Source organism: Pseudaestuariivita rosea (assembly GCF_017592335.1).
GTDB lineage: Bacteria > Pseudomonadota > Alphaproteobacteria > Rhodobacterales > Rhodobacteraceae > Parasulfitobacter > Parasulfitobacter rosea.
The window spans coordinates 60,967-74,726 of the sequence record NZ_JACNMP010000013.1 but is presented as its reverse complement, the minus strand read 5'-3'; the positions used below and the strand labels follow the sequence as shown (position 1 = coordinate 74,726).

Here is a 13,760-nt window from a genome sequence, read left to right as displayed (position 1 = left end):
GGGTCTGTAATGCGGCCCGCAGTGTTTATCGGGTCAGTCGTCAATAATCAGGCTGCCGCCCCCGGCGCGCCGAACACAGGCACGGGCGACCAATCCGGCAGTTCCGGTAGTGGTGCGGGCGCGTGGTCAGCAAAGGCCCCTTTGGCATGCACCACCTTGCCGCCTGTGAATGTCAGGTCGGCCTCGATGTTGATGATGTCATCCTCCGGCACGGCAAAGTAATCGCGATCTAGCACGGCGAGGTCAGCGAACTGCCCCGCCTTGATCTGGCCCTTCTTGCGCTGCTCGCGGCTGAACCACGCGCCCGCTGCGGTCCAATGGCGCAGCGCATCATGCCGATCCAGCCGGTTTGCCGCTTGCCAGATGACATCGCCGCCGCGCCCCTTGCCTGAAACGGCCCAGTGGATCGCGAGCCACGGGTTGTAGGAGGACACGCGTGTTGCATCGGTGCCCGCCGCCAGCGGCACGCCAGAGGCCATCATCTTCTTGACCGGCATCACGTCATGCAGTGCGTCCTGCCCATAACGGTCGCGATAGGAGGTGGCCTGAAACGCAATCCGGTTCTGATAGCTGATGCCACCACCCAGCCGCGCGACCCATTCCATCGTCGCCTCGGACACGGTTTCGCCGTGATCGAAGATCCAGTTCAGTTCCTCCAGCCCCTTGTCGCGGCCGACCTCTTCGACAACCTTCAGAAGGCGGTGCGCGCTTTCTTCGTAGGTGCAGTGAAAGCGGATTGGCCAGCAGTTCTCGAACAGGAATTCCAGCACCGGGCGCAGGTCGCCCTCCATCCGCTGGGACAATTCGGGGCGCGGATAGCTGAAATCCTCGAAATCATAGGCCGAGGCCACCAGCATTTCGCCAGCACCCACACATTTCAGGTAATCGTCGCCCTCATCGGGTTTCACGACATCATTCCAACGTTTGAAATCGTCCAGTTCCAGCGTGGGCCGCTGTGCAAACAGCTGATAGCCGATGCGCACGGTTTGCTCGCCGCGATTGTTCAGTTCGGTGATGACGCCATAATCATCGGGATAGTTCAGGAACCCGCCCGCACAATCCAGCGCAGAGGTCAGGCCAAGGCCATTGAGCGCGCGGAAATAGTGCTTGGTCGAGGTGACCTGCTGTTCGAAATCCAGCTTCGGCGCCATGTCCAGAAGCGCATAGAGCGGTTGCGCGTTCGGGCGCGCCATCGCAAGGCCCGTGGGATTGCCCTGATCATCACGCTCCAGACGGCCCGAAACGAAGGGCTCATAGAAATGCTTGTCGATGCCAAGCGCGCGCAAAGCGGCCTTGTTCAGCCAGGCACGGTCATACAGGTGCAGCACATAGACCGGCACATCGGGGGCCACGGCGTTGATCTCGTCAATCGTGGGCAGGCGCTTTTCGGCGAATTGATCCGCCGACCAACCGCCAACCACACGGATCCACTGACCCGCTGGCGTCCGCTGCGCCTGTTGCTTGAGCATCCGCAAACCATCGGCGAGCGAAGGCACATGATCCCACCGCAACTCCATGGCAAAGTTATTGCCTTGCCGGATGATATGCGTGTGACTGTCTATCAAGCCGGGGATCACGCGCTGACCGCCAAGATCAATAACATTTGTGTCGGCGGTCTTCAGGCGAAGGATGTCGGTGTCCGAGCCGACCTCCGCAATCAGACCCCCGTTCAGCGCGACCGCTGTCGCCTCTGGCCGGTCGGGGTCCATCGTGGTGATCTTGCCGTTGAAAAGAATGGTATCGGCCATGGCGTGCTCCGTCGTTCTGGATGAAACTGAAGGGAAACCGCGCCCGCAGGTGGGCGCGATCAAAGGTCGTGGGTGGCTATTCGGCCGCTACGGCGTTGCCTGCTGGCACGGGGGCTTGCACCTCCCCAGTGTGCGTGCTCCGCGACGGGGCCTTGTGCACCATGGTGTAGGCGTAATCGACGCCCATGCCGTAGGCACCCGAATGCTCCTGCACGAGGCCGATCACGGCGTCGTAGGTGTCGCGCCGCGCCCAGTCGCGCTGCCACTCCAGCAGCACCTGCTGCCACGTCACGGGGATCACACCCGCCTGGACCATGCGGTCCATGGCGTAGTTATGCGCGTCCAAGGACGTGCCGCCGGATGCATCGGCGACCATATAGATCTCGTAATCCGTGTCGTTCATGGCGCTGAGCGCGAAGGTCAGGTTGCAGACCTCAGTCCACAGACCGGAAACGATGATCTTTTTGCGCCCTTCCGCGGCTCCCTTGGCCAGTGCATCGCGCACTTTCTGATCGTCCCAGGAGTTCATCGAGGTGCGTTCCAGAAGCGGGGCATCGGGATGCACATCCAGCAGTTCTGGATAGGTGTGTCCCGAGAACGCCTCGGTCTCGACGGTTGTGATGATCGTCGGGATGTCGAAAATCTTGCCCGCCTTGGCCAACGCCACGGTGTTGTTCTTGAGCGTCTGACGGTCGATGGATTGCACGCCGAACGCCATCTGTGGCTGATGATCGATAAAGATCAGCTGGCTGTTTTCAGGGGTGAGGACTTCGGTTTTAGACATGGGTCAGGTCTCCTGTTTCGAGGTTTCAGGTTTTTGGGTTTGAGTCTTCGCGGCGGTGTTCCGCAGTCGAGAAGGTTTTCAGGTGCAAGGCGTCAGCCACCGCACCGCTGTGCCCGCGTAACCACTGCACCGCCGCCTCCCCGGCCAACATGCCAAGCAGGCCAAGCAGGGCGATGATCGGTGGGGCCGGGGATCGGACGGTTAGCAATCCGTAGATTACGCCGACACCGAGGCCAGCGAGCAGTGATATGACATAGGGTTGCCAAGTCATGGTCAGGTCTCCTTGCGATAAAGTCTTCTGCTTTCGTAACCTTTTGCGTTCCAAGCCGATTTCACATCCGGCCTGAAGTTTTTCACATTTGGCAGCTCAGCTACCGACGGGTGCCAGCTTGCGCCCCATCAGTGCGCCAAGGGCTGTGATCTCGGCCTGGCGTAGTTCATGCCCGCCGGGGTGAATCTCGGTCGTGACCTCCGCCCCCTGCGCCTGCGCCCAGTCGATCAGGTACTGCGTCATGGGCCAGGGACAGATCGGATCGTTCTGACCTGCGGTGATCAGAACTTGCCGCCCTTTCAGCCCCGGCTGAGGCGCCGGGTCCCAGGGGATCAGCGGATGCAGCAGGCCCACACGGTCGAACAGATCCGGGCGCGCCATCATCACCGAGGCAAGGATGTTCGCCCCGTTCGAATAGCCAAAGCCATAGACCGGCGCACCGGGGTGTCTTGCCTTCCAGTTGGTCACAAAAGCGGCCATCTTCTCGGTCCGTGCCGCAAGATCGGCCATGTCATAGACACCTTCGCCCGTGCGGCGAAAGAACCGTGCTGCGCCCATCTCGGACACATCCCCGCGGGGCGAGACGATGCCCGCCCCCGGCAACATGTCAGCGGCCAGATCGAAGAACTGGTGTTCGTCCCCGCCCGTGCCGTGAAAGGCAAAGACTAGCGGCGCGCCGGGGGCGGGCGTCTTGCTTTTGGTGATGTAGCTGTCGGTCTCCATCGTCTTATCCTTCAATCGGCTGCAACTGCTTCTCGATCCGCTCGCGGTAGGCGCGATAACGTTCGGGCAATTGCAGGGCCTGACCCAGATGGGCGGTGTCCTCATCCCGGTCGAAACCGGGCTCATTGGTAGCGATCTCGAACAGGATGCCGCCGGGCGTGCGGAAATAGATTGCCCAGAAGTAGTCGCGGTCGATCACCGGCGTGACCTGATAGCCCGTGTCCAACAGTGCCTTGCGCACCTCAAGTTGTGCTGCACGATCCTCGACCGCAAAGGCGATGTGGTGCACCGATCCGGCGCCCTGATAGGCAGAGGCCCCGCCGGGGATTTCCTCCAGATCAATGGTGTCAGCGGCATTGCCGCCCTCGATCCGGTAGCGCGTGACATTTCCGGCGGTCTCGTCCTTCTGGTAGCCCATGAAGCCCAAAAGCTCGCCCGTGGACGCCGCATCGCGCAGGCGGAACCGCGCGCCGTGAAAGCCCAGAATGCCGGTGCCCTCGGGCACATCGCTGCCAGTCCAGGGAGCACGGCCCGCCGGGTCGCTCTCGACCAGGGCAAAACCGTCCCCATCGGGGCCGTCGAACTCCAACCGCGCTTCGCCAAGGAAAGTGTCTTCGCGCAAACCGCCGACATCCAGCATCGACAGGCGGTCCTTCCAATAGGGCAAAGCACCCTTGGGCACCGCAAACTCGGTCACGCCGACCTCACCCGCGCCGCGCTTCCCTTTTGGCATCATGCCGAAGGGGAAATAGGTCATGACAGAACCGGGGGTCCCGATCTCGTCGCAGTAATACAGGTGGTAGGTGCCGGGATCGTCGAAGTTGACGGTCTTCTTGACGTGGCGCAGGCCAAGCGTTTTGGTGAAAAACGCGTTGTTTTCCCGCGCATCTGCCGCCATCGACGTGATATGATGCAAGCCTTTGATGTGCTTGTCCATTTCTTTCGCTCCATCAGATTTTATTCCTTGGACCATAAATGGGGTGCGTATTCCAAAAGAGAATGATAACAGTTAACCATAATCTGTTATAAGCAATGAAATAATTATGCTGCAAGATCTGAAAGCTATCCGCGTGTTCCTGACCGTCGCCGAACATCTGAGCTTTGCGCAAGCGGCAAAGGCATTGGATTTGACGCCCGCCACCGTAACGCGCATCATCGCGCGGCTTGAGGAGGATCTGGGTCACCAATTGCTCTTGCGGACGACCCGGCAGGTCTCTCTGACATCGCAAGGTGCCCGGATCGCAGGGCGTTACGCCCCCGTCATCGCGGAGTTCGACCGCGTTGCGGCGGAGCTGTCCGATGCCGCCAATCCGCTACGCGGCCGGCTGTCGGTCAATGTTCCCATGTCCTTTGGGATGCGGTTGATGCCAGCCCTGATCGAAAGCTTTCGACTTGCCTATCCAACGGTCGATCTTGTCATCCACCTCAGCGATGCACTCACCGACATCCTGACCGAGACCTGCGATCTTGCCGTGCGCATCTCGATGCCACCCAAGGACCAGTCAAGCATCTGGCGCAAAGTCTGCGTGATCCCGCGCACCATGGTGGCCGCGCCAAGCTTCCTTGAGGCGCACGGCCCAATCCCCGCGCCGGAGGCGCTGCCAAGGGCCCTTTGTCTCTCCTACGGGCATGGTCAGCAGGCGGAGACATGGCGGTTGAGCCGTGGCGCCGAGACCCGCCTGTTCAAGGCCGGGGAAAGCATCATCAGCAATAACGGCGAGGTGCTCTATGCCCTCGCCTGTCGTGGTCAGGGGATCACCGTTCTGCCGGACTTTCTGGTGGCCAAGGGATTACGGTCGGGCGCGGTCGTCGCGGTGCTGCCGGATTGGGAGGTGACCCCCCTGTGGCTGTCGCTGTCCTATCCGCCCTATGCGCGACTGCCGCCGCTGGTGTCTGCCTTCACGGACTTTTTTGAAGCGTTTCTCAAGGATTTCGACGGCTTCGATTTCACTGTGGATAACGCCTGACCCCCGCCCGGCCGCCCGCATCTCGTGTCGCTGACACCGTATTCTTTGGGGGTAATCCGGCCAAACAGGGACACGGAGGGTGTCTATGACATGCCTGTCCCCTCAGACCCTAGTTCCGCATCGCCGCAGGTGTCACGCCAAAAACACGGCGGATCACCACGGTCATATGCGCCTGGCTGGAAAAGCCTGCGTCATAGGCGATCTGCGACAGTGGCTCGCGGGTGCCGATGATCAGGTCGCGCGCAAACTCCGCGCGGCGGCGCAGGATGAAGGCGTAGGGCGACTCTCCGATCATGGAGCGGAATACGGATGAAAAGCGCGATGAGGACAGGCAGGCTGTGTCGGCGAGGTCCGCGATGGAGAGGTCGGAGTCGCACAGTCGAGCCTCAATCAGGTCGATAGCGCGGTTGATCTCCATGCGCCGTGCATAGCGCGACCATCGAGCGACTTCGGCGTCAATGTCGCCATCGCGGACCGTCATTTGCGCCATCCCGCGTGCGGCAATGCCCAGAGCGAGCGCCTCAACCGTTAGTCTATCAGTCGGAACGCCGGAGTGGGCAGCCCGCATCAGATGACGAATTCCGGATCTTGCCAATTCAGCCGATACGCCATCTTTACGCCAAAAGTAGGCGGTAAGACGCTCTCTTGGGATTTCTCCCTCTTCCAGCCAACCGTTCCACCGCCTTTCATTCACCTCAACGAGGCAGCCAGGCAGTGGGTTCTGAACGGTCAGACGGTACTCTGTTCCTGCGGGTGCAAACGCTATAGTTTCACCGCTTATGAACTCCGATCTAGTGCGATCTGAGTTGAACGAGAACTCATGCATAGCACCAGCAAGATTAACATCAAGGTGATTGACAGACGTCCTGTTATGCGTGTCGATCGAACCGGGCGGCAGCAGGATCAGCCGGATATCCCCCAAATCGTGCTCATGCGGCATGTTTGGAAAGCCATTCATATACTTCGGTAAAACAGTCTGATCGAATTGGGTCGACATATCGCTCTCTCTCAATTTCGTGTCGCCGCTGGTGTCATTCTCGATAAGCGATCTTCACTGCCAGTTTCCATGACGGTGATACACCCCTCCGATTGGGAGTTGCGAGCGATCCACCACAGCTTTTGCGTGTTTAGTTAACCCCGCCACATCAGCTACAGATTTGTTTCGGCTTCGATATGGTCAGCATACGCCTCTATTTCCTCTGCCAATGTAGTATCGACATGCCTTTCTGCCAAATCCGCAGTATCACGCAGCCCGTGAATAAGGTCAGTGGCCCCCGCGCGAAGCTGGCTTGCGACATCGATTCTGTTGGTATTGGGTTCAGCAAGCGCACAGAGTTTACGCGCGGTATCATGCAGCGCCCCGTGCCATGCGAAGAACCGCGGATCCTGGGCGCGCGCGTCGATCACCAGAAGACGAAAATACAACGACGCACATAGCACAAAATTGCAGTTCAGGTGTTCGCCAAGCGTGGTGGAATAGTCTCCTGGCATGATGGGGGCACTCCGACCTAAGCAGTTTTTTTTAGAATGCAGCGATCAACCGGCGGTTTCTTTCACAATCCTCTCGAAATCACGGTTATTCACAACGTAACGTCACAGACAGCCGTTGCTTGGATCCTATGACCCGATGCAAAGATCTACGCTAACGAGCGCTGGATTGAGATGACGAACAACAATCCAGCCATGAATCTGCTCGACCTATGTCGTTCTGACCAGACACGCGAGGCTATATTGCGCGGATGTTCCATACCCCGGTCCAAACAGCAGGATTGTCCGCCGACGACAAGCGTCACATCGACGTTCACGATATCGCCTCCATCCAGCCTCTTCTCGTTTGGGAAGCCGTGACAGACAACTTGATTGACCGACGTTGGTCTGGCCGCCACATGCAACAAAACCACTGTGTGTGCCGCATAGGTTTTGACAACGGATTTCTGTCCGATCTCACCCATTCGTCGCCTTTCAGGCGGGCAATGGACGAAGCGCTACGCATCACATTCTGCGCACACTCCGATTTGACTTCGGCTTTACATCGTCAAGCTTTGGTCAGGTTACGCAACGACAAAAGCCTTAACTTGTCTCATATCAGCGCGGAACCGTATCCTGGCCTAGCAATCATGCCATCCACAGTTGCCTCGCACTATACAGCTACTGTACCAATTTGTTTGAAGGATCATTTCAAGATGCGCGTCTTGCTTGTTGAAGACCACATGCCTTTGGCGGATGCTGTCAAGGATGCTTTGCAACGTGCTGGCTTCACGGTTGATCATGTCGGCACGGCTGAAGACGCGCGCGAAATAGCAAGATTGGCAGATTACGCTCTGGTGCTTTTGGATCTCGGCCTGCCCGATGACGACGGGTTGCAGCTGTTGCCGGATTTGCGCCGCGATGGGCGGGTGCCGGTCATCGTGCTGACGGCACGGGATCAGTTGACAGACCGTCTGGCGGGCCTGCATGGAGGGGCTGATGATTACGTGGTCAAACCGGTCGAGATGCAGGAACTCGTGGCGCGCTGTCGGGCGGTGTTGCGACGACCGGGAGATCGGTCTGACAGGCTGCTCCGGATCGGGATGCTGGAATTGGATACGGCTGCCCGCAGTGTCACTATGAACGATACGCCCGTGACCCTCGGGCGCCGAGAGGTGGCCGTGTTGGAGCACTTGATGCGGGCGACGGGTCAGGTTGTCGCGCGGCGTGTCCTCGAAGAAGCGATCTATGGCTTCGACGATGAGGTAAGCCCGAATGCACTGGATGCTGCGGTGTCGCGGTTGCGACGCGGTCTTGAAACAGTACAGGGCACACCCCCGATTGTCACGGTGCGAGGGATTGGATGGATGCTTCCGCGAGAAGCCACATCATGAACAAGGACGCGCCCTCCCTCGCGCAACGCCTGACCCGGCGGCTGACGATGATCGCCGCGGCTGTTGTCGTTCTGAATATCGCGATTGTCGGACTCTACTACGGCTCCGACCAGCGGGAATTGGAAAATGAGGCCCTTATCCACGAGATCGAACGGTTGCAGGTATCTATGGACGGCACGTCCGTCCCGCCAGATGCAGACCTGCGATCTCTTTATGCGGACCACCCCGCCGCCTATGCGTTTGCAGTGGTGGATCGCGGCGGCGCGGTTTTGGAGACGACGAATGCCGACCTGATCCCGCCCTTTGCCCGTGATGTCCATGGCGCTGGTTCTGATCATCGCCAGCGCGGTCTTTCTGCGGCGCGGTCTGGTGCCGGTGGCCGCGGCCGCAAGGTGGGCCCGCTCCATAAAGCCCGGTACAGACGTGCCGCCGCCCACCATCGAAAATGCCCCTGCCGAGGTCGCCGATCTGGTGGATGCGACCCAGAGGGCGCTCAACCGGCTGGACCAGGCCCTCGCCAGTGAAAAGCGCAATGCGGCTGAGGCCGCCCACGCCTTGCGCACCCCTGTTGCAGTTCTTGTGGCCCGACTGGACGCGTTGCCACCGGGCGAGACAACAGACCGCCTTCGCTCAGACCTCCTCACCTTGTCACGCACGGTCCAGCAGGTTCTGGCCGCGTCGCGCACGGAGGCCGTGGACGTACCGCAGGACGCAGCGATTGACCTATCCGAAGTGGCCGAAACGGTTGTCGCGGGTCTTGCGCCGTTTGCCCACGCTAGGGGCGTTGATCTTGCGTTGTCATTGCCCGAAAGCCAGGCTCTAGCCAATGCAGACGCAGAAAGCGTCGAGGTCGCGCTGTCAAACCTTGTCGAGAACGCCATTCTGCATGGCGGTCCGGGACCGGTTGAGATCACGGTCGGGCCGGCTCCCGTTATTGTCGTGCGCGATCACGGTCCGGGCGTCTCTAGGGCGTCCACGACCGAGCTGTTCAAACCGTTCTGGCGCGGGCCGGATGCGGCGCCTGGCGGGGCGGGTCTCGGTCTGGCAATCGTGGATCGCCTCCAGCGGGCGCAGGGTGGCAAGATCAAGGTGCAGACCCTGGTAGATGGCGGATGCGCGTTCATTTTGACCTTTCAAGAATTGAACATCTGACAGCCCGTCAGATTGCCGTCAGACGGACCATCCATATCTTCTCTCAGCGGGTCACTAAGACCCATTGAAACAGGAGAAATACAATGAATGATTCTTACAAAGTCGACCTGCGTAAAGCTGGTGCGTGGCTCTCAGGAGAGGTTGAAATCCGCATGCCAAAGGCTTGGCTGGCCATCGCAGGCATTGCCATCGTGGTCCTGTTGATTGTCGCCCTCGATTAGTCACAACGCGACGCCGACCGAACACACCATCTGGAATTCAGGAGAAAAAGAATGAAGCTCTTCGCAAGAACCGCACTGCTTGCAGCCCTTGCAACCACCCCGGCTCTGGCCAATCAGGTCACCGCCATCGCCGATGCGCAACGCGGCACCATGGTGACGGTGCAAGGCACGGTCGAGCGTATTACCGATGAGGACGAATTCCGTCTCGCCGACGCAACCGGCTCTATCCGCATATACGTGGGGCCCAACTGGGTGCCAGCGGACGTGGGCGAGAAGATCACCGTAAACGGGTTTGTCGATGACGACCTTGGCCCCCGTGAAATCTATGCCCGGACGCTCACGCGCGCCGACGGAACGGAGATCACCTTGGACCGCCGCTACGAATAACCAAAAGGGCGGACCATCCATCCGCCGGGCCCGATCCTGTGCGCAGCCACGCACTGGCGCGCAATGGTACGGTTGAACCGTGGCCGAGAGCTGAAGAGGCAGATGTCGGTCGGTGAGATATCCGACCGGCTGAGTCGGCTTGGGCCACTCTCCCTTCTGATGGCGGCAGCCTGTGTCGCCGTCAGCCCCTTTTGGGGCATCCCTTTCGTGACGACGGCCTGCGGGTTGTCGATTGCAGCATTATCGATGCAGCTTTTGCTAGGGCGGCGGACCACATAGTTACCAGCACGCGTCCGTCGCCAGGTGGTTCACATTCAGCGGTTGAATACCGGGTGCGACGCGTCGACGGGGTGGAAGGGTCATCGAAACCGTCTTCAGCCGCCTCTGGGTTTGGCTCACACGCTGCCCGGCGCGCGCCTTACTGCTTTGCACCTGCGTTGCCCTCGGCCTGACAATGTCGTTTCTGGAAATTGTCCCGTTTGCGGGGATGACTTTGGCAGCCGTCGTTCTAATGATAGCAATGGCCCTCACCGCACGCGACGGTCTTGCGGCACTAATTCCAGGGCTAATGGTCTGCGCAATCGCTGGGACAACAGGTACAATGATCGTAGGGAGCTAACGGCAACCTGAACTCAGCAGCTATCTTACAAATAGGTCTGACCCAATCTTGCGGCTTGAAAAAGCACAGATAGGTTGAGCTGAAACGCCATCTGGAGAGCTCAGAGCAGCTCCGCGGCTGAGAAAGAGAAGGTCAAAACTTAGTCGTTTCTCTCACAGGCCAAAACGCCGGTTTCCGGCAAACCCACATAAAGCAGTCGCTGGCGCGAACGCAGCGAAGGTTAGCTTCGTCCCGCATGTAAGACGGCGATCGCCTCATTCTGAAGATCGGCTTTTGAACGCAGAACTGGAAAACGTCCTCTACGCGGAATCTCATCAACAAAAAATACTAAGTTGTTGATTTTGCGAACACTGCGATCTCAACATTAGAGAACTCCGACATATGGCAAGGATACGATACAGACACAACATATGGATTTCAACCCCAAATATGCCCAAACGCCTTTCTGTCACCCTAGCGGACGGTCGTTGGCACCTCAAGCGCACCATCAAGGCGCTTGAGGTGGCCCTTGCCGCCCACCGCCAAACCCTTGCTGTCGCGCGCCAGAAGCTGCGCGGTCAGGCCAGTTGGACACGCGGGTTCTTTTTGATTTCAAGCAACTTAGAGGCGCACATATCAGGAAGTGCGCGGGCCAGCAAAATGCCCCCGGCTGAGAGGGCAATAACTGTCATTGCGTTTCTGACTTTGGCCTTTGACATGGGGTCTCCTCTTGAGTGAGGCCCATACGCTGGCAGATCGGGAAGGGGTTTGTCAACCGGGCCGAAAATGGCCCAAAAGCTGCGCGGCAGGAATTTGGCGATTTTCCTGCCGCGCAGGAAATGGCGGCGAAAATTAAAATTTGCGCGTGCGCATTTTTTCACTTCGCCGTTTCGCTCAACAAAAATATTGAATTTTTTCAATGCCTTGATTTCGTCATTTGACATATTTACCAATTCTGCCGCCGCCGTCGTATCGGCCTTGCCCATCTGCCGCAGCACGTAGGCCGCACCCAGATTACGCCGAAAGCGGGTCGATACCTCACTCACGCCCTGAGAACATCCGACCAGCTCTACGCCGAATGCTTGCCGCGCGAACACAGGTCGGCCAGCGCAGGCACCTTCTTGACGTCATGCAGCCCGAAATAAAGGTTTGTCTCATCCATGGCGACCATGATCGGCCTGCGATGCCGCTCATAGCCGGTCCTTGGACGCGCGGGCTTGTAAGTGCCTCGTACTCAAGACAGTGCAGCAGGGCCATTAGCACAAGCCGTTCGCTGTTGCGTGCGCTGGACGCTTCTAGCACGGCTTTGGTGTAGGTTCTGGGATCGACCTGCATCACGACCCAAACAAATCGAGTTGGCCAACCAGATCTGGTTGGCCATGTCGATCGATCGGCAGGTTTCGATCAGGAACTTGGCAAAGTCGGCCGGCGTATGCTCGCGGGCCGCACGTCCAAGGCGTGTGACCGTCCGTGTGGGCTTTCGGTAGCGGCCAGCGGCGCAGGATGCGACGGCGCACCATGTCGGCCAGTATCTCGTCGATTTGGCTGGGGGTCAGGATGCCCGCCCCACACGATATGTGGATCACTGTATGGATCGCATAGTCTGGCAGGCAGGTCTGATGGACGTGTTTGCGGGCGGTACATGCCAACGGTCTGAACAAGGACGGCCGGCGTGAAATCAAACTGGCCAATCCCGCTGGCTGACCCGCGTTTTCTAAAGATATCCCAGTCTGTCGCGCATGAATGCCAGCGCGACAGACAAACCATCGGGCGCTATTCCGTGCCCAGTTCCCTTCATGATATGGGCGTAAACATCTGAAAAATCGGCGTTTTGCAGGGCTTGGGCGGCCTGAGGCAGGCTTTGTGGCGGAACAACATCGTCCTGGTCGCCATGGACCAGCAGGATCGGCATGCGCACAGTTGTTTCTTCGGGTAATGCTTCAGGATCCAGCAAGCGACCCGAAAACGCCACCAGGCCCGCAATCGCGTCATCACGACGTGGCGCAACATGCAGGGCCATCATTGTGCCCTGGGAAAAGCCGAACAACAGCAGTTGTTCGGGCAGGATATCTTCATCCACCATCACACCATCCAGGAAAGCGTTCAGATCGTCGATTGCGTTGGCCATGCCGGCCTCGGAATCCTCTTGCGACGACCCGTCGATCCAGGGAATGGGAAACCACTGATACCCCATTGGCGCCCCCAGACAGCTTTCCGGCGCATCGGGTGCAATAAAAAGCGTATCAGGCATATGCTCGGCCAATGGATCGGCCAGACCCAAAAGATCGGCACCATTCGCCCCGTATCCGTGTAGAAAGACAACCACAGACCTGATCTGTCCCGACAAAGGCTCACGACGGCCCGATTGCAAAACCCGTGTCATCTGATCCCTTCCCTATTCTTTGCCACGCGGTAGTACGACCAGAGCAAGCGCGCTGCAACCGATCTCCAGGGTGACCAATCCTGCGCCATCTGACGCAGCTCTTTTTCCGTTGGCCGTTCGTCCAGATCGAAAAGCAGACGCGCAGATTCCTGCAGTGCCAGATCACCGGGGGCAAATACGTCAGCATGGCCAAGCGAAAACATCGCATAGATTTCGGCCGTCCAGCGCCCGATCCCGGGGACCTCTATCAGAGTTTTCACAACCTCGTCTGTTTCCCGATGACGTAATTCCTTAAAATCAATGCCGGCTTCAGCCAAGGCTTTGGCATATCGGATTTTTTGCCGACTTAAACCACAGGCCCGCAGATCATCCTCAGACGCCCACATGACCTTGCGGGGACCGGTCAACCGCGCGGCCTTGAGACGGGACCAGATCGCAGTGGCCGCAGCGACTGAGACCTGCTGACTGACAATCGCGCTCAGCAACTGCTGATACCCATCGCTTCGCCGCCTTAGGGGTAAGGGACCGGTTTTTTCCAGGGCGTGCGCAAAACGATCATCGGCTGTCGCCAGCCACTTAGTCCCAAGCGCTACGTCTTCTTCTGTTTCTATGATGTGCAGTGCCATGCAATTCCAACAAAATACCTTTGTTGAATGACTATGGAG

The 13,760-nt window shown here is 58.9% G+C and carries 17 protein-coding genes; 7 read left to right on the top strand and 10 right to left on the bottom strand.

The features are described from left to right. Positions 1-47 precede the first annotated feature (47 nt). The 5 genes from H7848_RS10790 to H7848_RS10770 form a co-directional block, all read right to left on the bottom strand. A complete protein-coding gene (locus tag H7848_RS10790; protein ID WP_208351132.1) occupies positions 48-1,748 on the bottom strand; it encodes an amidohydrolase in 1,701 nt (566 codons plus the stop codon). 76 nt (positions 1,749-1,824) lie between these two features. Then, the gene (locus H7848_RS10785; RefSeq protein ID WP_208351129.1) at positions 1,825-2,532 is read right to left on the bottom strand and encodes a hydrolase; all 708 of its coding nucleotides are present in this window, start codon (positions 2,530-2,532) and stop codon (positions 1,825-1,827) included. 25 nt (positions 2,533-2,557) lie between these two features. Then, entirely contained in the window at positions 2,558-2,803 is a 246-nt protein-coding gene (locus tag H7848_RS10780) for a DUF1427 family protein (protein WP_208351126.1), read from the bottom strand. Between the two features lie 96 nt (positions 2,804-2,899). Beyond that, entirely contained in the window at positions 2,900-3,526 is a 627-nt protein-coding gene (locus tag H7848_RS10775; RefSeq protein ID WP_208351124.1) for an alpha/beta hydrolase, read from the bottom strand. A gap of 4 nt (positions 3,527-3,530) precedes the next feature. Continuing rightward, positions 3,531-4,463, bottom strand: coding sequence for a VOC family protein (locus H7848_RS10770; protein WP_208351122.1), 933 nt, complete (start codon positions 4,461-4,463; stop codon positions 3,531-3,533). Positions 4,464-4,569: 106 nt separating this feature from the next. Here H7848_RS10770 and H7848_RS10765 point away from each other — a divergent pair, with 106 nt between their 5' ends. Continuing rightward, the gene (locus H7848_RS10765; protein WP_208351117.1) at positions 4,570-5,493 is read left to right on the top strand and encodes a LysR family transcriptional regulator; all 924 of its coding nucleotides are present in this window, start codon (positions 4,570-4,572) and stop codon (positions 5,491-5,493) included. Positions 5,494-5,602: 109 nt separating this feature from the next. On the opposite strand, the gene H7848_RS10760 is transcribed toward H7848_RS10765, so the two are convergent. Then, positions 5,603-6,490 carry a helix-turn-helix domain-containing protein gene (locus tag H7848_RS10760; protein WP_208351114.1) on the bottom strand — a complete coding sequence of 296 codons (888 nt, stop codon included), beginning with the start codon at positions 6,488-6,490 and terminating at the stop codon, positions 5,603-5,605. Between the two features lie 152 nt (positions 6,491-6,642). After that, positions 6,643-6,984: a hypothetical protein gene (locus H7848_RS10755; RefSeq protein WP_208351112.1), complete on the bottom strand. Its 342-nt coding sequence runs from the start codon at positions 6,982-6,984 to the stop codon at positions 6,643-6,645. Positions 6,985-7,676: 692 nt separating this feature from the next. Here H7848_RS10755 and H7848_RS10750 point away from each other — a divergent pair. The 6 genes from H7848_RS10750 to H7848_RS20310 all read left to right on the top strand — a co-directional run bounded on the left by H7848_RS10750 (position 7,677) and on the right by H7848_RS20310 (position 10,733). Continuing rightward, positions 7,677-8,354: a response regulator gene (locus H7848_RS10750; protein ID WP_208351109.1), complete on the top strand. Its 678-nt coding sequence runs from the start codon at positions 7,677-7,679 to the stop codon at positions 8,352-8,354. 318 nt (positions 8,355-8,672) lie between these two features. Continuing rightward, positions 8,673-9,506: a sensor histidine kinase gene (locus H7848_RS10745; RefSeq protein ID WP_237072696.1), complete on the top strand. Its 834-nt coding sequence runs from the start codon at positions 8,673-8,675 to the stop codon at positions 9,504-9,506. A gap of 83 nt (positions 9,507-9,589) precedes the next feature. Next, a complete protein-coding gene (locus H7848_RS10740; RefSeq protein ID WP_208351107.1) occupies positions 9,590-9,727 on the top strand; it encodes a hypothetical protein in 138 nt (45 codons plus the stop codon). A gap of 51 nt (positions 9,728-9,778) precedes the next feature. After that, positions 9,779-10,114, top strand: a complete 336-nt coding sequence (locus H7848_RS10735) for a NirD/YgiW/YdeI family stress tolerance protein (protein WP_208351105.1) — start codon at positions 9,779-9,781, stop codon at positions 10,112-10,114. A gap of 63 nt (positions 10,115-10,177) precedes the next feature. Continuing rightward, on the top strand, positions 10,178-10,393 hold the full coding sequence (locus H7848_RS20185; RefSeq protein WP_208351099.1) for an exopolysaccharide biosynthesis protein: 216 nt from the start codon (positions 10,178-10,180) through the stop codon (positions 10,391-10,393). A gap of 46 nt (positions 10,394-10,439) precedes the next feature. Next, positions 10,440-10,733, top strand: a complete 294-nt coding sequence (locus H7848_RS20310) for an exopolysaccharide biosynthesis protein (RefSeq protein ID WP_208351201.1) — start codon at positions 10,440-10,442, stop codon at positions 10,731-10,733. Between the two features lie 557 nt (positions 10,734-11,290). On the opposite strand, the gene H7848_RS10720 is transcribed toward H7848_RS20310, so the two are convergent. The 3 genes from H7848_RS10720 to H7848_RS10710 all read right to left on the bottom strand — a co-directional run bounded on the left by H7848_RS10720 (position 11,291) and on the right by H7848_RS10710 (position 13,721). Further along, positions 11,291-11,698, bottom strand: coding sequence for a hypothetical protein (locus tag H7848_RS10720; protein ID WP_208351091.1), 408 nt, complete (start codon positions 11,696-11,698; stop codon positions 11,291-11,293). Positions 11,699-12,426: 728 nt separating this feature from the next. Next, complete coding sequence (locus H7848_RS10715; RefSeq protein WP_208351089.1) at positions 12,427-13,095, bottom strand: alpha/beta hydrolase; 669 nt, start codon at positions 13,093-13,095, stop codon at positions 12,427-12,429. Further along, entirely contained in the window at positions 13,092-13,721 is a 630-nt protein-coding gene (locus H7848_RS10710) for a DNA-3-methyladenine glycosylase family protein (protein ID WP_208351081.1), read from the bottom strand. The genes H7848_RS10715 and H7848_RS10710 overlap by 4 nt, the downstream gene beginning before the upstream one ends. Positions 13,722-13,760 lie beyond the last annotated feature (39 nt).